Raw genomic sequence first — 17,457 nt, forward strand, 5'->3', positions numbered from 1 at the left:
ATGGCAAGAAAAGTATTAACATTAGCAGAAGTGCGTGACGGTGCATTGCGTAACGTATCATTTGAAGCAATTTCCGCTGCAAAAACGATCGCTGAAGGCGGAGAAGTTGTCGCTGTCGTTGTCGGAGCGAGCGTTCGCTCATTAGCTCCTGAGCTGATTGCTTACGGTGCGGATCGAGTGATTGTTGTTGAACACGAAAAATTGGCGACGTATACGCCAGACGGTTATGCCCAAGCATTGCAAGCTGTTGTTGAGCAAGAGAAACCAGAAGGAATCGTCTTTGGACATACAGCGCTCGGAAAAGACTTATCGCCAAAACTTGCGGCTAAATGGCAGTCTGGTCTTGTGTCTGATGTTGTCGCTGTTGAAGCAACAGGTGGAAATATCGTCTTTACAAGACCGATTTATTCTGGTAAAGCGTTTGAAAAGAAAATCGTGACAGACGGTCTTATGTTTGTGACTGTTCGTCCGAACAATATCGCTCCACTTGAAAAAGATGAAAGTCGCACAGGTGCGGTTGTCGATGTGCAAGTAGACATTAAAGACTTACGCACAATCGTTCGTGATATTGTGAGAAAAACAGCGGAAGGCGTCGATTTATCTGAAGCGAAAGTGATCGTTGCCGGCGGTCGCGGCGTGAAAAGTGCGGAAGGATTTGAGCCGTTGAAAGAATTAGCGAACGTGCTTGGCGGTGCGGTTGGAGCATCGCGTGGGGCATGCGATGCAGGATATTGTGATTATTCGCTTCAAATTGGACAGACAGGAAAAGTTGTTACGCCGGATTTATACATTGCGTGCGGTATTTCAGGGGCGATTCAACATTTAGCAGGCATGTCTAACTCAAAAGTAATCGTGGCGATTAATAAAGACCCTGAAGCGAATATTTTTAAAGTGGCGGATTATGGGATTGTTGGTGACTTGTTTGAAGTCGTTCCACTTTTAATCGAAGAATTTAAAAAAATAAAAGTACATGCATAAGGCAGAGCATCATGCTTTGCCTTTTCTTTTCAGCATATTTTTTTGCGACAAGGAAATAGTAGAAGCGAAGCAAAAGATTGGCGCAATGAATACGTTCAATGGTATACTATGTGCATGGAACGGAAATATTTAAGGAGGAATGAAACATGGCTATTGTAAATGCAACAGATCAAACATTTGTTAACGAAGTAAAAGATGGTGTTGTGCTCGTTGATTTCTGGGCACCTTGGTGCGGACCTTGCAAAATGATTGCACCTGTATTGGAAGAAGTAGATCGCGAGCTTGCCGGCAAAGTGAAAGTAGTAAAAGTCAATGTAGATGATAACCCAGAAACAGCTGGAAAATACGGTGTGATGAGCATCCCAACACTATTCGTGTTCAAAAATGGAGAAGTAGTCGACAAGACTGTTGGCTTCCAACCGAAAGAATCGCTTGTTGGTCTTTTAAGCAAACATTTATAATCGACATGCCTCGGAGACATCCGAGGTATTTTTTTTGAAATTTTATATTGACACTGAAAATCGTTCTCTACTATAATGATAACGGTTAATGATAATCGTTATCAAAAAAGGGGGATACATACGAAATGAAAAAACGTCAATTAAAAGCTGTGTTTGCCATGTTTTTATTAGCAGGTGGCGTGCTGGCTGGTTGCGGAAATGCGGAGAAAACAGAAACGACAGAGAAGAAGGAAGAAACAAAAGTAGAAGAAAAACAGGAAGAGCAACAACCTGCTGAAACCGAACAAGCGGAAGAACAAGTAAATGTTCAAACGTTCATTGATGCTTATAAAGCAATCAAAGCGGAAACCGAGAAAGCAAAAGAAGGACAGCCAGTTGACTGGAATCTTGTAGAAAAAACATATGTCGAGCAGTTGCAAAAACCAATTAACGAACTAGATGGTACATTTGCGCAAACGATTGAAGCCGCGATTCAAGGTGGAAAAAGCGGAGAGTTAAACGTTCATCCAGCCCGTCAAATTGTTGATAAAGTAACGCAATCGTATTTTTATCAATTGCAAAAGAAACTGCAAAAAGATGTTGTAGCAGCACTTGAAGCTGGTGATCAACAAAAAGCGACAACATTGTTTGACCAAATTAAGTTGCTAGCAGCGGAAATTTTCGTTCCAACGGCAATGAAACGGGATGAGTATTATCAATTAACGGGAGAATCTAGCCTCGAGCAAAGCATTAACGCTGGTTTAGCAGCGCAAGAAGAAGCGTTAAAAGCGAATAACGTAGATGATTTTAAAGTGTACATCCAATTGACAGATAAATCTATTTATCGTAGTTACTATTTAGCGTCTAAATCATATGCTGAAAAAATTGAAGCTGGTGTGAAAGAAGGTAAGGCAGAAGATGAACTCAAAGGTCAACAAGCTGAAGCATGGGGCTTTTTACAAGCGATCAAAGGCTCTTTAGCTGAAGGAGATGAAGCGGCGACAACTCGCTTAGATGAAATTTTATCATTAAATAACGATTATAAAAACATTAAAGCAGAAGAAGTGGGTGCATTATTCGCCAAAGCGTTGTTTGGTAAAATGAAAGGCTATCATGAAAAAGCACCGGCGCAGTTAGATGAGAATAACGTTGTTGAAGCGAAAGTAAAAGCGTTAGAAGGAAACATGTTCTTAAAGGCAATTGAATTAGATGTGAAAGCAAAATTGGGCGAGCAAAAAGCTGCAGACGTGTTTGCTACGGCAGAAAAATGGTATAACGCTATTGCAGAAAACAAAAAAGATGAAGCTGCTCAACATAGTAAAGCTGTGCTTGATGCTGTAAGTACTATTGTTCAATAAATAGAAGAGCCGCGCATAACACGCGGCTTTTTTGTTGTGATACAATAGTAAGGCGACGAACGATGAAGGAGTTACACAAATGGCAAAAGTATGTATTACAGGTGGAGCAGGTTTTATCGGCAGTCATTTAGGGAGAAAATTGCTTGAACTTGAGCATGAGCTTATCGTGATCGACAATTTTCATCCATATTATTCAACGCGTCGGAAACAACGTCAGCTTCAACAAATAGAGAATGTTGGCTTTTTTCATTTTTACAATGTAGACATTTTACAATTGGATTCGTTGAAACAAATTTTCTTCCATCATCGACCAGATATTGTATTCCATTTAGCCGCGCTACCAGGCGTGCAGCCATCGTTATCGAGGCCATTAGCATATATTGATTACGATGTGAAAGCAACCGTCAATGTATTACAAGCAGCAGGAGAAGCGGAAGTTCAACATGTGTTATTTGCTTCTTCTTCTTCCGTATACGGCAATCGAGCGTTTCAGCCATTAAAAGAAGAAATGGCAACCGGTCAAGTCATTTCTCCGTATGCAGCGGCGAAATATAGTGCCGAATCGTTTTGCCACGCATATGCGCACATATATGGCTATACGATGACAATTTTTCGATATTTTACAGTATATGGGTCGTGGGGACGTCCGGATATGGCGATTAGTAAGTTTATTCGCAAATTGTTACGTGATGAGCCAGTTACCGTTTACGGTGATCATACAGCACGCGATTATACGTACATTGATGACATTGTTGCTGGAATGATTCAAGCAATAGAACGAAAAGGCGAAAGTGATGTTTTTAACCTAGGGGCTGGTCAACCTGTGACGATGAAGCAATTGCTTGCGGAGTTGCGCAATCATTTTCCGCATATGCGCGTTCATTACGAACCGCCTCGCCTTGGCGATGTTGTCGCTACATGGGCTGATATTACAAAAGCGAAAGAAAAAATCGGGTACGAGCCGCGCGTATCGTTGCGGGAAGGATTGGCAAAGACGATTGAATGGGCGAAGCAATATGAAAAATAAACAAATAAAGATTTTGATGCGACTCATTAGCCTCATATGTATTGTAGCGTTTATATGGATGACGATTCACCACTTTGATGCCCAACTGTTGTTTGATCTGATGCACAAGCTTGTTTCACAACCGTGGCATACAGGTTATATGGTTGTCATGTATAGTTTTGCTTTTGTGTTACGTGCTATGGCGTGGAAATGGTATTTGCCGCAAGCCCGTTTTCAAACGTGCATTGATGGGTTATTTGCTAGTTTATTCATAAATCATATATTTCCAATTAAAATCGGCGATGTCGCTCGCGTTGGCATATGTGCAAAACAAAATCGCATTCCATTTTCGATTGTTGCCGAGTCGGTCATTGTATTGCGCCTTTTAGATTTGATCGTGTTATTTTTCTTTGCTTTTTTAGGAGCAATTGTTTACATGCATATGATTATCCGTTCCGCCATGATTTTCCCCCTCATTTTTGGTGGTATTGTTTTTTTGTTTTTCCTCCTTCGACGCATCGATTTGTCATGGTTACAAAAACATAAACAACATTGGAACATGATATGGAAAAGCCGTCGTTTTGTGTTGATTGTTGTTGCTATTGTTTTTAGTTGGATATGTGAAGCGGTCGTTTTGTTTGAAATGGCGAAAATGGTCGCTTTTCCTCTGTCGTTTTCCGAAGCGTTGTGGGTAAATAGTATGGCGGTTGGTGGACAAGTATTTCAAATGACGCCAGGAGGACTAGCGACATATGAGGCAGTTATGGCGTTCGCGTTAACTCGTATTCATTCATATTGGGAACAAGCATATGCTCTTGCATTGGCGACTCATTTATTTAAATTTTTATTTTCTTATGTCGTTGGGCTATACGTATGGTGGCGCATCCCGACGCTATGGGCATTCGTTCGAAAGGAGGAGGCAGCGTGAAAAAGGCATCAAAATTTGAAAAAGTAGCAGCAAGATGTTGGAATTTATTAAATGAAGGAAAGCCATTTACTCCGATTTTTGTTATAGGAACGATGGTTCTTTTTCATTTGTTTGATGGTATCACTTTTGAAGAAGGAAAGCAGTTATGGAATAGCTTACTGTTTACTATCCCGCTTTTTGTATTGTACTACGTATATGACTATCCGTTATTTTTACGTAACTATTTATGGGTTCCGTACGTTGTGTTTCTAATGATTTGGTCGTTTGTTCCGACAGGTTTACTTTTGCTTGCTGTTAGTCTTTATTTCTTTTTCACCGTTTTCTTTTGGGGAACATTATACTATCATTTACGTATTGGAACAACGTGGTTGAATTTTACTCGTTTTTGGAAACTTGTATTGAAAAATAGTGATTCAACAAGTGGGAATGCACAGGAACAATTGCCAAAAGTATTGCTTCTTCTTTCTGTATGGGAATATGGAGTACAACATGACATACATGTTCCGTCATTTATTGCTTTTTACGCCTTTGTTTTTGTATGGTCGTTTATTTTGCACCGTTATTTATTTGATTGGAAACCGAAAGTGATTGAACGTTATACGGACAACGTGCCTCCAAATGATCAACCGTTGAGCGATCGCGTCATTGTGCTCGTTGTTGATGGAATGAGGAAAGATCGTTTCGAGCAAGCAAACGCCCCATTTTTAAAGTCGCTTCGTGCGAATGGGACGGACTTTACGCAAATGGAAACGGTATATCCTGCACGTACGGTCGTCTGTTTTACATCGATGCTTACAGGAACATACCCATTTGAACACGGCATTCGTTCAAATATGGTATGGAAACTAGGTATTCGTGTCGAAAGTATTTTTGATTCGCTCCGAAAAGTAGGAAAAAAAGGAAAAGTGCTCGGCATCGCTCATCTTGTCGATTCCCTAGGAAATGATGTCGAAACGGTTACAGCTGTCATGCATAACGATGTCGCAGATCGTAACATTATGGAGCGTGCGAAACAAATCATGACCGAACAAGATTTACATTTATTTGTCGTTCAATTTATTGGAACGGACCAAACGGGTCATAGCCGCGGTGTACATTATGATGAGTATGTACAAAAAATTGAAGAAGTTGATCAATTGATCAAACAATTTTTCGAATGGTTGCATGAACAAGGGAAAGCAGAAAATACGACATTTATCGTTTGTGCGGACCATGGACAAGCAGACGGAATTGGGGGACATGGTCATTTAGATGAGGGGGAGCGATACGTTCCATTTTTCATGTACGGTCCAATGATTGAAAAAGGGAAACGCATTGACGAAAAACATAGTCTCGTTTCTCTTGCTCCAACGATTGCTTATTTGCTAGGGGCACCATATCCGAGCCATAGTCGTGGCCCTGTATTAGTTGAAGCGCTAAAGAAAGAGGGGAAATGATGAAAGTCGTTATATTTTTGCCTGCACATAATGAAGAAGAAGCGATTGGTGAGGTGATCCGCCGTATTCCAAGACAAATGCAACCGAATATAGAAGTGTCTGTCCTTGTTGTCGACGATGGATCAACGGATCGAACCGTTGATGTAGCAAAACAAGCAGGAGCCGATTTTGTTTATCGACACGAACGAAATCGCGGATTAGGGGCTGCTGTACGTACCGGCTTACAACAATGTGTTGAACTCGGTGCAGATATCGGTGTGATGATTGATGCCGATAATGAATATCCACCCGAACAAATTCCTGATCTCATTATGCCTATTTTACGTGGCGAAGCAGATTATACGATGGGATCCCGTTTTTTAGGGACGATTCACGGAATGAAGTGGCATCGCCGCATTGGAAATTATATATTCACGTTTATTCAATCGCTGTTATTAAAAACATGGATTTACGACGGTCAATCAGGCATGCGAGCTTTTTCGCGACAAGCGATGGAAGAAGCAGAAATTATTCATGACTACAACTATGCACAAGTATTGACGTTAAACCTAGTGCGGAAAGGATTTCGGTTAAAAGAAGTACCGATTGTATATCAAGTAAGAACGACAGGGCAATCGTTTATTAAATTTACAGCTTATCTTAAGCATGTCATCCCGGCTATTGTGAAAGAAATGTGCCGTTCGACGAAGCGAAAACAAATACGTTCTGTTCAGCAACGCTAGAGAGTGATTCTCTAGCATTTTTTTCTTGACAATAATTATGATAATTATTATCATTATCATCGAAGGAGGAGATCGGAGTGAAACACTTTTTACTTTTTTATTTGTCGATGATATTAATTTTCACTTCAGCCCCTATTTCTTCGTTCGCTTATTCATACGGTGATCCGAACGAAGAAGCAGTTGCTGAAGCTTATAAAGAAATGGTGGCAAAAGCACAAGAAAAAAAATTCGATGAAGTAAAGGCGATTTATGAAACGGTACAAGAAGAAATTGATATGCATATGGGGCCAGAACCTTCTGCCATTATTTTGGAGGCAATTGAAAATAAAGATGTAGATACGATCGTTTCAGCGATGCAAAAAGTGCTTGTGTTAAACGTTGCCCGCCGTTTAGAAAATATAGAGAAAAACTTCGATAACTATGATACAAGCAAACGTTTGTTAGCAAAAGCATTTGCTACATATAAAGCACTTTCTCCAATCGTGCAACAAAAAGATGCGGAGCTTGATGAACAATTAAAACAACAGTTTGACATTGCTCTTCAATCGCTCGGAAATCCAGGGTTGTTCGGAGTAGGAAAAAAAGAGTCAAACATCAATCAATTTAAGGAAAGCAAGAAGGTCATTTTGCAAGCATTGCAAGATCAATTTGAATTAGAAAATATTGAAACGGGTCATTTTACTGAAGAAGATTTAGAGCGACTAGCTGCTGCAAAAAAGCAAGAATGGACGGATTTGTCTGATGTGAAAAACTGGATACCGATTATTGCTATCGTTATGGTCATTGTGGCGGTTGTTGTGTATGCCGTAAGGAAACGGAAGTAAAGAAAGGGGCGTTTAGTTTGGAAGTTCAAGCACTGCTCATTACGTTTCGTGAAGCGTTAGAAGCGCTATTAATTGTTGGGATTATTACATCGTATTTAAAGCGCATTGATCAATCGCGCTATGTGAAATATGTTTGGCTCGGTGCAGGGTTAGCCGTGTTTGCAAGTGCGATTGTCGCCTTGTTATTTCAAGTCGTACTTACTGGCTTTTCAACGATGGCAAGCGAAATGTACTTAAAAGTGAGCATTATTTTTATTTCTTCCATCTTGTTGACGCAAATGGTTTTTTGGATGGCGGAACATAGTAAAGATATAAAAAGTAGTATGGAAGGAAAAATGAGCAAATATGTGTCCAAAGGCGACGTATTTGGTATGGTCATGCATTCGTTTTTAGTTGTTTTGCGTGAAGGAGTGGAGACGGTCTTTTTCTTCGCTGCTATTACAGGTGGAAACATCGGAGCGGCGGTGCAAGGATGGGGTGCGATTACAGGGTTAACGATTGCTGCTGTTGTAAGTTATATGTTCTTTAAAGGAACGATGCGTGTACCATTAAAAACGTTTTTTAAAGTGACAGGTGCATTTATTATTTTGATTGCGGCCGGATTGCTCGTACAAGGCATTTCGATGCTACAAGATTTAAAAATAATCGGCAGCGTCATGCCGCACGTTTATGATATTACTTGGTTTATGCCGGAACACCCGATTGACCACGAACATTTCGTGCGCGACACAGGTCAAGAGCCTATTCTATCTGGGGATGTTGGCATTTTCCTTAAGGCGTTATTCGGTTACTCATCGATGCCGTCACTTGAAGAAGTATTAGCGTACATCGGCTATTTTATCGTCATTTATTTACTTGTAAAAACACGTTATGGCAAAAAAGAAGAAAAAAACGAACAAAATGAGAAGGTGCTTGAACAACAAGTGATGTAAAGTACAAGGGGAACCTTGTACTTTTTTGCTTAGGAGGGTTTATTGTGCGAATCGTTTCAATTATTGTGCTAGTTGTTGTGTATATATCATGTTTCGTCTATGCTAGTCCGTTTGCTGCAACGTGGGATGAAGTGGACTTTGCTTTGGCGCTTGATCGGTATGATTTGCTTGCGATGCAGCCGCATTTCCCAGGGTATCCGTATTTTATTTTTGGGGGGATGCTTGTTCATTCATTTGTCGACAATCCCGCTAAAGCGTTGGCCATTTGGAACGGTTTGCTCATGATGAGTGCGACGATCCCTATTTATTTGCTTGCCAAAACATTTGTGGAAAAAAAGTACGCATGGGTCGTTACTGCACTCGTCCAATCGCTTAGCTACGTCATGTTAATCGTTTCACAACCGATGTCGGAAGGAAGCGCACTCGCTGTTTTATGGTGGTACGTATGGAGTTTACAACGTGCGCTTCACTCGGATCGTGTCGGTGTGCAATTGCTTCCGTTATGGCTATTTAGCGTTATGCTTGGTATTCGTTTATCGTACATTCCTTTTGGGATTGGTATTTTATATGTTTGGTGGAAGCGAGCATATCGCTTCAAGAAACTTCTGCTATACAGTCTCATTGCGGTTGCATTTCAATTTATTTGGATTATGGCAGTGGCTACGACGGAGGGAGAGGGGTTTTTGCAGTTAGCTTTTTCATTTACAACAGGGCATTTTACACAATGGGGTGGAGCGATTTCAACAGATGAAGCACCGTTTTGGAAACGAGCTATTATGCTTATTTTTTATAATATCATTTGGACAGGTATGGCTAAGCAGTCAATATGGTTGCTGAGTTGCTTTATTGTTTTGTTGGTTATGACTTGGAAACGAATAACGCTTCCACCTTTGTATCGTTTATTTTTATTGACATATTTTTTATGGGCGTTGTTTGCGCAAAACATCGAAAAGCCAAGACATATATTGCCGATTGTCGTCATTGTTTCATTCTTTTTGTTTGTCAGTGTCCTTCAATCGTCATCACGTTTTCGATTGACTGTTATGCTTATTTTACTTCTCTCACAAACGATTATCGGCATACAAGGGGTTAAGCGTCAAGCGACACAGTTGCCAGCGACATATCAGTTGGCGTATGATTTTGAACAGAAAGAAAAGCCTTTTATTTTACTCACATGGGAGGAAACGCGCGTGCTTGAATATTTGCGTGTTTCTTTTCCGCATGAACGTGTATTCTCTTTTGATGTTTTTCAACGTGAAAAAGCGGCATTTCCACATGCGAAAGTGTATGTTACTGATCATGTCGTTAAAGGGTTTCAAGCGCAAGGCATAGACGTTCGTCCATATATTCATTTTGTTCGAACGTATGAATCGAGTTTATTATCTGACCCTGTGTATGGGCGCATCACCGTATATGAATGGAGAGAGGAGGAAAAACGTGAATGAACAATTAAAACAAAAGTTGGCCATTTTACCTGATCAACCGGGATGTTATTTAATGAAAGACGCTCATGGCACAGTCATTTATGTCGGAAAGGCGAAGGTGCTGAAAAATCGTGTTCGATCTTATTTTACCGGCACACATGATGGAAAAACGCTCAGGTTAGTGAATGAAATCGCTGATTTTGAATACATTGTGACGTCCTCGGATTTAGAAGCGCTTATTTTGGAAATGAATTTAATTAAAAAATACGATCCGAAATATAACGTCATGTTAAAAGACGACAAAAGCTATCCGTTTATTAAAATTACAGGGGAAACGCATCCGCGTCTCATCATTACGCGAACGGTAAAAAAAGATAAGGGGAAATATTTCGGTCCGTATCCAAATGCCCAAGCGGCCCATGAAACGAAAAAATTGCTTGATCGTTTATATCCATTAAGAAAATGTGAGAAAATGCCAAAAAAAGTTTGTTTATATTATCATATGGGACAATGTTTAGGACCGTGCGAATATAAAGTGTCAGAGGAAGAAAATAAACAAATTGTTGAACAAATTACGCGTTTTTTAAACGGTGGGTATAAAGAAGTAAAAGAGGCATTAACAGAAAAAATGATGGAAGCAGCCGAACAGTTACAGTTTGAGCGGGCGAAAGAATACCGTGACCAAATTGCGTACATTGAGGCATTGATGGAAAAACAAAAAATGATTTTACACGACTTTGTTGATCGAGACATTTTTGGGTATGCATACGATAAAGGATGGATGTGCGTACAAGTTTTTTTCATCCGGCAAGGAAAGCTCATCGAACGAAATGTATCAATGTTTCCACTATACCAAGAACCAGAAGAAGAATTTTTAACATTTTTAGGCCAATTTTACAGTAAACATTACCATTTAAAGCCACGTGAAATCGTATTACCTCGAGAAATCGATGGTGAAATGGCGATGAAATTGCTTGAGGTGAGCGTCACGCAGCCGAAGAGCGGGAAAAAGAAAGAACTCGTTGATTTAGCATGTAAAAATGCACAAATTGCACTGCAAGAAAAGTTCTTTTTAATTGAACGTGATGAAGAACGAACCATTCGTGCCGTCGAACGGCTAGGTGGAGCGCTTGGGATTTCAACGCCTCATCGTATCGAGGTGTTTGACAATTCCAACATTCAAGGAACAGATGCTGTTGCTGCGACGGTTGTATTTATTGATGGAAGGCCGGAAAAAAAAGAATATCGTAAATATAAAATAAAAACGGTGCAAGGAGCGGACGATTATGAGTCGATGCGCGAAGTGATTCGGCGGCGATATACGCGCGTGTTGCGCGAACGGTTACCGCTTCCCGATCTCATTGTTGTCGACGGAGGAAAGGGGCAAATACAAGCCGCAAAAGAAGTGTTAGAATGCGAGCTTGGATTATCGATTCCAATCGCTGGTTTAGTGAAAGATGATAAACATCGCACATCACATTTATTGTTCGGCGATCCGCCAAGCGTCATTTCGTTAGAAAAAAATAGTCAAGAGTTTTATTTGCTACAGCGCATGCAAGAAGAAGTGCATCGTTTTGCGATTACATTTCATCGTCAAGTTCGTTCAAAATCTGCATTCCATTCCATCCTCGATCAAATTCCAGGGGTTGGTACAAAAAGAAAACAAGCGTTATTACAACATTTCGGATCGATAAAAAAAATGAAAGAAGCGACCGTTGAACAAATACAAGAAGCAAATATTCCAAAACACATCGCCCAAAAAGTTTACGAAGCGCTTCAAACGTACGAAAGCTGACCATCATCGGTCAGCTTCATCTTTTCGATCCCACTTGACTGTGAACAAAACGGTTTTGGCGCGCCGCTTTTGCTGTTCAAACGCTTCTGTGACATATCCTTTTTGTTGCTCAAACTGTTGGGCTAGAAAGCCTGCTTCAAGTTGAAACGTGCACTCCCCACCATAATCGAACCGCATCGCAACAAGCGGCCCTTCTAATTGAAGTTCACATTCATCTTTTTTCTCTTCAAGTACCGATAACTTCCCCCAGCCAGCTTGTTCGAAAAAAGAAATGACATCGTCGATTGTAGCTAGTGGGTATTTTCTCGCTAAATCTTTTCCTGCCCAATATAAAATAAATGGAGTTTCTTTTCCAAATAAATTTGGTAGTAGTTCTTGCCGAAATAAAAAGTCGCTAAAAGCAGAAATGCTCGTTTGTTTCCATTGTTCGTATCCGCTCACGATCAAATCCCCTCTCTATTTTTCATTATAACGAACAACAATGTGAAAAACAGTATTGACTTTTCTCTCATTTCGGACTTCACTAGAAGTGTAGTTATTTTAATTTTTGAAATGATTGAACATTTCGTGAACACCTTTTCTTGACGCTCCTACATTCTGGGAGTACAATGAATGTGACAATGACCGATGGAAATGGAAGTGTTTACACTTCTGTTGGTCATAGTCTAGTAGATGTGGATGGGAGCACATAGAAAAGGAAGATGACAAATTTAAGGGGGGTTATGTATGGCACAAAATCGCGAGTTTTTTTATCGTCGACTCCATTCATTGCTTGGAGTTATTCCAGTCGGGCTGTTTTTAACACAGCATCTAGTTGTTAACCATTTTGCAACAAGAGGAGCAGATGCATTTAACAAGGCGGCAGCTTTTATGGAGCAGCTACCGTTTCGGTATTTTTTGGAAATTTTCGTTATTTTTCTTCCGCTATTGTTCCATGCCATCTACGGACTGTACATTGCGTTTACAGCGCAAAATAATGTAAGTCGCTACGGGTATTTCCGTAACTGGATGTTTATGTTGCAACGCTTAACGGGGATTATTACGCTCATTTTCGTCGTCTGGCACGTATGGGAGACGCGCGTTCAAGCTGCGTTTGGTGCAGAAGTGAACTATGACATGATGGCGAACATCGTTGCGAACCCATTTATGCTTGCATTTTATATTGTTGGAATCGTTTCGGCGGTGTTTCACTTTGCGAACGGGCTATGGTCGTTTTTTGTTAGCTGGGGAATTACAGTAACTCCTCGTTCACAACAAATTTCTACATACGTGACAATGGGGATTTTTGTCGCGCTTTCGATCGTTGGTATACGCGCGATTTTAGCATTCGTTTAATCCACAAGGAGGAGTGAGGAGACATGAGTAAAGGAAAAATTATTGTTGTTGGTGGAGGTCTTGCCGGCTTAATGGCAACGATTAAGATTGCCGAAGCAGGCGTAAAAGTAGATTTGTTTTCGTTAGTTCCGGTGAAGCGATCTCACTCTGTTTGTGCACAAGGTGGCATTAACGGTGCAGTTAACACAAAGGGAGAAGGAGATTCTCCGTGGGAGCATTTCGATGATACAGTGTACGGAGGAGACTTTTTAGCTGACCAACCTCCGGTAAAAGCGATGTGTGAAGCTGCTCCGGGAATTATTCATTTGCTTGATCGCATGGGCGTCATGTTCAACCGTACGCCGGAGGGATTGCTTGATTTCCGTCGCTTTGGTGGAACACAACATCACCGTACTGCATACGCAGGGGCGACAACAGGCCAACAGCTTCTTTACGCGCTTGATGAACAAGTGCGCCGTCACGAAGTCGCTGGACTTGTGACAAAATATGAAGGTTGGGAATTTTTAGGTGCTGTTTTAGATGACGAACAAGTATGTCGCGGAATTGTCGCGCAAAACTTAACAACAATGGAGATTAAAGCATTCCCGGCTGATGCTGTCATCATGGCCACAGGTGGTCCGGGGATCATTTTTGGTAAGTCCACAAACTCTATTATTAACACAGGATCAGCAGCATCGATCGTCTATCAACAAGGTGCGTATTATGCAAACGGAGAATTTATTCAAATTCACCCGACAGCCATTCCAGGCGATGATAAACTCCGCTTAATGAGTGAATCAGCACGCGGAGAAGGTGGACGAGTTTGGACGTATAAAGACGGGAAGCCTTGGTATTTCTTAGAGGAAAAATATCCGGCTTACGGAAACCTTGTTCCGCGCGATATTGCAACGCGTGAAATTTTCCATGTTTGCGTAGACTTAAAGCTCGGCATTAACGGCGAAAACATGGTTTATTTAGATTTGTCGCACAAAGATCCGAAAGAGCTGGATATTAAGTTAGGCGGCATTATTGAAATTTATGAAAAGTTTATGGGTGAAGACCCAAGAAAAGTGCCGATGAAGATCTTCCCAGCTGTTCACTACTCAATGGGTGGATTATGGGTGGACTACGATCAAATGACAAACATTAAAGGGTTGTTTGCAGCGGGCGAGTGCGATTTCTCGATGCACGGTGCGAACCGTCTCGGTGCGAACTCGTTATTATCTGCCATTTACGGCGGAATGGTAGCAGGTCCAAAAGCTGTTGAATATATGAAAGGACTCGAGAAATCTGCCGATGCGATGCCTTCTTCTTTATACGACCGCTATTTAAAACAAGAAGAAGAAAAATGGGCGCAAATTATGGCGATGGATGGTACAGAAAACGCCTACGTTTTGCATAAAGAGCTCGGTGAATGGATGACGGATAACGTCACAGTCGTTCGTTATAACGATAAATTATTAAAGACGGATGAGAAAATTCAGGAATTACTTGAGCGTTATAAAAATATTAACATTAACGACACAGCGAAATGGAGCAACCAAGGTGCGTCGTTTACACGCCAACTTTACAACATGTTGCAACTTGCTCGCGTCATTACGCTTGGTGCTTACAACCGTAACGAAAGCCGTGGAGCGCATTATAAGCCAGAGTTTCCTGAGCGAAACGACGAAGAATGGTTAAAAACAACGATGGCAAGCTTTACACCGGATGGTCCATCGTTCCATTATCGTGAAGTGGATACATCGCTTATTAAGCCACGCAAACGCGATTACACGAAAAAGAAAGGGGAAGTGAAATCATGAGCGAAAATAAAACGATTCGGATTATCGTCACAAGACAAGACCGTCCGGATACAGCCCCTTATGAAGAAGAGTTTGTCATTCCGTATCGTCCGAATATGAACATCATTTCGGCGCTCATGGAAATTCGGCGCAATCCGGTCAATGCGAAAGGGGAAAAAACGACGCCTGTTGCTTGGGAAATGAACTGTTTGGAAGAAGTGTGTGGCGCTTGTTCAATGGTCATTAACGGCAAGCCACGCCAATCGTGTACCGCACTGATCGATCAGCTCGAGCAACCGATTCGTTTAGAGCCGATGCGCACATTCCCTGTCATTCGTGACTTACAAGTGGATCGTAGTCGCATGTTTGATTCGTTGAAAAAAGTGAAAGCGTGGATCCCAATCGATGGAACGTATGATTTAGGTCCGGGACCGCGCATGCCAGAGCGTAAACGACAATGGGCATACGAGCTATCAAAATGTATGACGTGCGGGGTATGTTTAGAAGCTTGTCCAAACGTCAATAGTAAGTCAAACTTTATCGGTCCAGCGCCGCTATCGCAAGTACGTTTATTTAATGCACATCCAACAGGAGCGATGCATAAAGCAGAGCGTCTTGAAGCGATTATGGGTGATGGTGGATTAGCGAATTGCGGAAATTCACAAAACTGTGTGCAATCTTGTCCGAAAGGCATCCCGCTTACAACATCGATTGCGGCATTGAACCGCGCAGCAACGATTCAAATGTTCCGCAATTTCTTCGGTAGCGATGAAGTGTAACAAAAAGGTCGGCTCTTCAAGAGTCGGCCTTACGTTTCATCTATGATGCTAGATTGCTTTATAGAGGGGGAGAGGGAAATTGAAAGTATCTTATATTGATGACATAAAAGAATGGGAACAACGTTTTTCTTTTTTTCATCCGGTGCGCGTTCGTTTTTCAGAAACGGATATGTTTGGTCATTTGAACAACACGGTACCTTTTGTATATTTTGAAGAAGCGCGCATCGCATTTTTCGAACATCTTGGCTTTATGAATGACTGGTTAGGAAAAGAACACGATGCGATCCCAGTCGTTGCTAATCTACAATGCGATTTTTTACAACAAGTATATTTCGGTGAACAGTTACAAATCGGTGTAAAAGTTGCACATATCGGCAACTCTTCTGTTGATTTACATTATGTAGGAAAAAAACAAAATGGAGCGATTGCATTTACAGGTCGGGGAACGATGGTGCAAATGTCTAAAACGACAGGAAAAGGGGTCGCATGGGACGAAAACGCTCGTGCGCGATTAATAGAAAACATGTAACCGTTCACGCCCTTCTTGCATACGATATGTCGACTAAATATATACCCATCCGTTTCGGTCTGGTAAAAGCAAGGAGGGTTATTCACTTGAATCAGAAGCCGCTGCTCACAAAAAGAGAAAGGGAAGTATTCGAACTGTTGCTCCAAGACAAGACGACGAAAGAGATTGCTAGTGAGCTCTTCATTAGCGAAAAAACAGTTCGCAACCACATTTCGAATGCGATGCAAAAGCTTGGAGTAAAGGGGCGCTCACAAGCTGTTGTTGAATTGCTTCGAATGGGGGAACTTGAACTATAGAGAGAACCGGCTCGCCTTTTCGTTTTAGGCAGCCGGTTCTCTATTGATTTGATGTATGATATAATGAAAAATGTTTTGTCATACATCAACAAAGAATGAGGCGAATACATTGGAAAGACCTATTGGAGTAATTGATTCAGGTGTTGGTGGATTAACGGTCGCAAAGGAAATTATGCGCCAGCTACCAAAAGAACAAATTGTATATTTAGGAGATACGGCACGTTGTCCATACGGACCGAGGTCACGAGAAGAAATTCGACAATTTACATGGGAAATGACGAACTATTTACTTGGATATGATATAAAAATGCTCGTCATTGCATGTAATACTGCCACAGCTGTCGCTTTAGAAGAAATTCGTGATACGCTCAACATTCCTGTCATTGGCGTCGTCCATCCCGGCGCTCGCACCGCATTGAAAATTACAAAAAACTATCATATCGGTGTTATCGGCACGGTTGGAACGGTGAAAAGTGGTGCTTATGAGCAAGCATTAAAATCGATCAATAGCGATGTGAAAGTAGAAAGTTTAGCTTGTCCAAAGTTTGTTCCTTTAGTGGAAAGCGGACAATTTGAAGGAGAAGAAGCAAAGCAAATTGTTGCCGAATCGCTTGCACCGCTAAAAAATCGGCCGATTGATACGCTTATTTTAGGATGTACGCACTATCCACTTTTAAGCCCACTCATTCAACAATATATGGGCGAGCACGTGAAGCTCATTTGTTCTGGCGATGAAACAGCGCGTGAAGTGAGTACAATTTTACATCATAGCGGTTTGCTTTATACGGGGAATAAGCGCCGCGAGCATATATTTTTCACGACTGGATCGAAAGAAACGTTCCAACAAATTGCTTCGAAATGGTTCGGTCACCCGATTGAACATGTCGAAACGATTCAATTATCTTAAAATCC

The 17,457-nt window shown here is 41.3% G+C and carries 18 protein-coding genes; 17 read left to right on the forward strand and 1 reads right to left on the reverse strand.

What is annotated here, in order from left to right; translation table 11 throughout:
* From NSQ23_RS04025 to uvrC, 11 genes are all read left to right on the forward strand, one after another.
* The gene (locus NSQ23_RS04025) at positions 1-978 is read left to right on the forward strand and encodes an electron transfer flavoprotein subunit alpha/FixB family protein (protein WP_091701400.1); all 978 of its coding nucleotides are present in this window, start codon (positions 1-3) and stop codon (positions 976-978) included.
* 146 nt (positions 979-1,124) lie between these two features.
* Complete coding sequence (gene trxA, locus NSQ23_RS04030) at positions 1,125-1,439, forward strand: thioredoxin (RefSeq protein WP_339173131.1); 315 nt, start codon at positions 1,125-1,127, stop codon at positions 1,437-1,439.
* 125 nt (positions 1,440-1,564) lie between these two features.
* Complete coding sequence (locus NSQ23_RS04035; protein ID WP_339173134.1) at positions 1,565-2,776, forward strand: hypothetical protein; 1,212 nt, start codon at positions 1,565-1,567, stop codon at positions 2,774-2,776.
* Positions 2,777-2,855: 79 nt separating this feature from the next.
* Positions 2,856-3,803, forward strand: a complete 948-nt coding sequence (locus tag NSQ23_RS04040; protein WP_339173137.1) for an NAD-dependent epimerase/dehydratase family protein — start codon at positions 2,856-2,858, stop codon at positions 3,801-3,803.
* Positions 3,793-4,710, forward strand: a complete 918-nt coding sequence (locus tag NSQ23_RS04045; RefSeq protein WP_339173140.1) for a lysylphosphatidylglycerol synthase transmembrane domain-containing protein — start codon at positions 3,793-3,795, stop codon at positions 4,708-4,710. The genes NSQ23_RS04040 and NSQ23_RS04045 overlap by 11 nt, the downstream gene beginning before the upstream one ends.
* Positions 4,707-6,146: an ectonucleotide pyrophosphatase/phosphodiesterase gene (locus tag NSQ23_RS04050; protein WP_339173143.1), complete on the forward strand. Its 1,440-nt coding sequence runs from the start codon at positions 4,707-4,709 to the stop codon at positions 6,144-6,146. Before NSQ23_RS04045 ends, NSQ23_RS04050 begins: the two co-directional genes overlap by 4 nt.
* Positions 6,146-6,868, forward strand: a complete 723-nt coding sequence (locus NSQ23_RS04055; protein ID WP_077427935.1) for a glycosyltransferase family 2 protein — start codon at positions 6,146-6,148, stop codon at positions 6,866-6,868. The genes NSQ23_RS04050 and NSQ23_RS04055 overlap by 1 nt, the downstream gene beginning before the upstream one ends.
* Before the next feature lie 77 nt (positions 6,869-6,945).
* Complete coding sequence (locus NSQ23_RS04060) at positions 6,946-7,692, forward strand: hypothetical protein (RefSeq protein ID WP_339173147.1); 747 nt, start codon at positions 6,946-6,948, stop codon at positions 7,690-7,692.
* A gap of 17 nt (positions 7,693-7,709) precedes the next feature.
* A complete protein-coding gene (locus NSQ23_RS04065; RefSeq protein WP_077427939.1) occupies positions 7,710-8,624 on the forward strand; it encodes an FTR1 family protein in 915 nt (304 codons plus the stop codon).
* A gap of 44 nt (positions 8,625-8,668) precedes the next feature.
* A complete protein-coding gene (locus NSQ23_RS04070) occupies positions 8,669-10,069 on the forward strand; it encodes a nucleoporin-interacting protein (protein ID WP_339173151.1) in 1,401 nt (466 codons plus the stop codon).
* Positions 10,062-11,843 carry an excinuclease ABC subunit UvrC gene (gene uvrC / locus NSQ23_RS04075; RefSeq protein WP_339173154.1) on the forward strand — a complete coding sequence of 594 codons (1,782 nt, stop codon included), beginning with the start codon at positions 10,062-10,064 and terminating at the stop codon, positions 11,841-11,843. Before NSQ23_RS04070 ends, uvrC begins: the two co-directional genes overlap by 8 nt.
* A gap of 3 nt (positions 11,844-11,846) precedes the next feature.
* Here the strand turns inward: uvrC and NSQ23_RS04080 are convergent, their stop codons facing one another.
* On the reverse strand, positions 11,847-12,284 hold the full coding sequence (locus NSQ23_RS04080; RefSeq protein ID WP_064221038.1) for a YslB family protein: 438 nt from the start codon (positions 12,282-12,284) through the stop codon (positions 11,847-11,849).
* A gap of 285 nt (positions 12,285-12,569) precedes the next feature.
* Between NSQ23_RS04080 and NSQ23_RS04085 the strand changes: the two genes are divergently transcribed.
* The 6 genes from NSQ23_RS04085 (at position 12,570) to racE (ending at position 17,452) form a co-directional block, all read left to right on the forward strand.
* Positions 12,570-13,178, forward strand: a complete 609-nt coding sequence (locus NSQ23_RS04085; protein ID WP_006320322.1) for a succinate dehydrogenase cytochrome b558 subunit — start codon at positions 12,570-12,572, stop codon at positions 13,176-13,178.
* 23 nt (positions 13,179-13,201) lie between these two features.
* Positions 13,202-14,962, forward strand: coding sequence for a succinate dehydrogenase flavoprotein subunit (gene sdhA / locus NSQ23_RS04090; protein ID WP_004889163.1), 1,761 nt, complete (start codon positions 13,202-13,204; stop codon positions 14,960-14,962).
* Positions 14,959-15,720 carry a succinate dehydrogenase iron-sulfur subunit gene (gene sdhB / locus NSQ23_RS04095; RefSeq protein ID WP_003396476.1) on the forward strand — a complete coding sequence of 254 codons (762 nt, stop codon included), beginning with the start codon at positions 14,959-14,961 and terminating at the stop codon, positions 15,718-15,720. The genes sdhA and sdhB overlap by 4 nt, the downstream gene beginning before the upstream one ends.
* A 79-nt stretch (positions 15,721-15,799) precedes the next feature.
* Complete coding sequence (locus NSQ23_RS04100) at positions 15,800-16,249, forward strand: thioesterase family protein (RefSeq protein ID WP_004889165.1); 450 nt, start codon at positions 15,800-15,802, stop codon at positions 16,247-16,249.
* Positions 16,250-16,329: 80 nt separating this feature from the next.
* Positions 16,330-16,545, forward strand: coding sequence for a response regulator transcription factor (locus NSQ23_RS04105; protein ID WP_032100525.1), 216 nt, complete (start codon positions 16,330-16,332; stop codon positions 16,543-16,545).
* A 109-nt stretch (positions 16,546-16,654) separates the two neighbouring features.
* On the forward strand, positions 16,655-17,452 hold the full coding sequence (gene racE / locus NSQ23_RS04110) for a glutamate racemase (protein ID WP_339173157.1): 798 nt from the start codon (positions 16,655-16,657) through the stop codon (positions 17,450-17,452).
* Positions 17,453-17,457 lie beyond the last annotated feature (5 nt).

Origin of the sequence: Anoxybacillus sp. FSL W8-1294 (assembly GCF_037965005.1) — a bacterium.
GTDB classification, from domain to species: domain Bacteria; phylum Bacillota; class Bacilli; order Bacillales; family Anoxybacillaceae; genus Anoxybacillus; species Anoxybacillus flavithermus_G.

Coding starts and splice junctions, on each gene's coding strand:
- NSQ23_RS04040 (WP_339173137.1), top strand. CDS start 2,856: ATGGCAAAAGTATGTATTACAGGTGGAGCAGGTTTTATCGGCAGTCAT.
- sdhB (WP_003396476.1), top strand. CDS start 14,959: ATGAGCGAAAATAAAACGATTCGGATTATCGTCACAAGACAAGACCGT.
- NSQ23_RS04045 (WP_339173140.1), top strand. CDS start 3,793: ATGAAAAATAAACAAATAAAGATTTTGATGCGACTCATTAGCCTCATA.
- trxA (WP_339173131.1), top strand. CDS start 1,125: ATGGCTATTGTAAATGCAACAGATCAAACATTTGTTAACGAAGTAAAA.
- NSQ23_RS04055 (WP_077427935.1), top strand. CDS start 6,146: ATGAAAGTCGTTATATTTTTGCCTGCACATAATGAAGAAGAAGCGATT.
- NSQ23_RS04025 (WP_091701400.1), top strand. CDS start 1: ATGGCAAGAAAAGTATTAACATTAGCAGAAGTGCGTGACGGTGCATTG.
- NSQ23_RS04085 (WP_006320322.1), top strand. CDS start 12,570: ATGGCACAAAATCGCGAGTTTTTTTATCGTCGACTCCATTCATTGCTT.
- sdhA (WP_004889163.1), top strand. CDS start 13,202: ATGAGTAAAGGAAAAATTATTGTTGTTGGTGGAGGTCTTGCCGGCTTA.
- NSQ23_RS04035 (WP_339173134.1), top strand. CDS start 1,565: ATGAAAAAACGTCAATTAAAAGCTGTGTTTGCCATGTTTTTATTAGCA.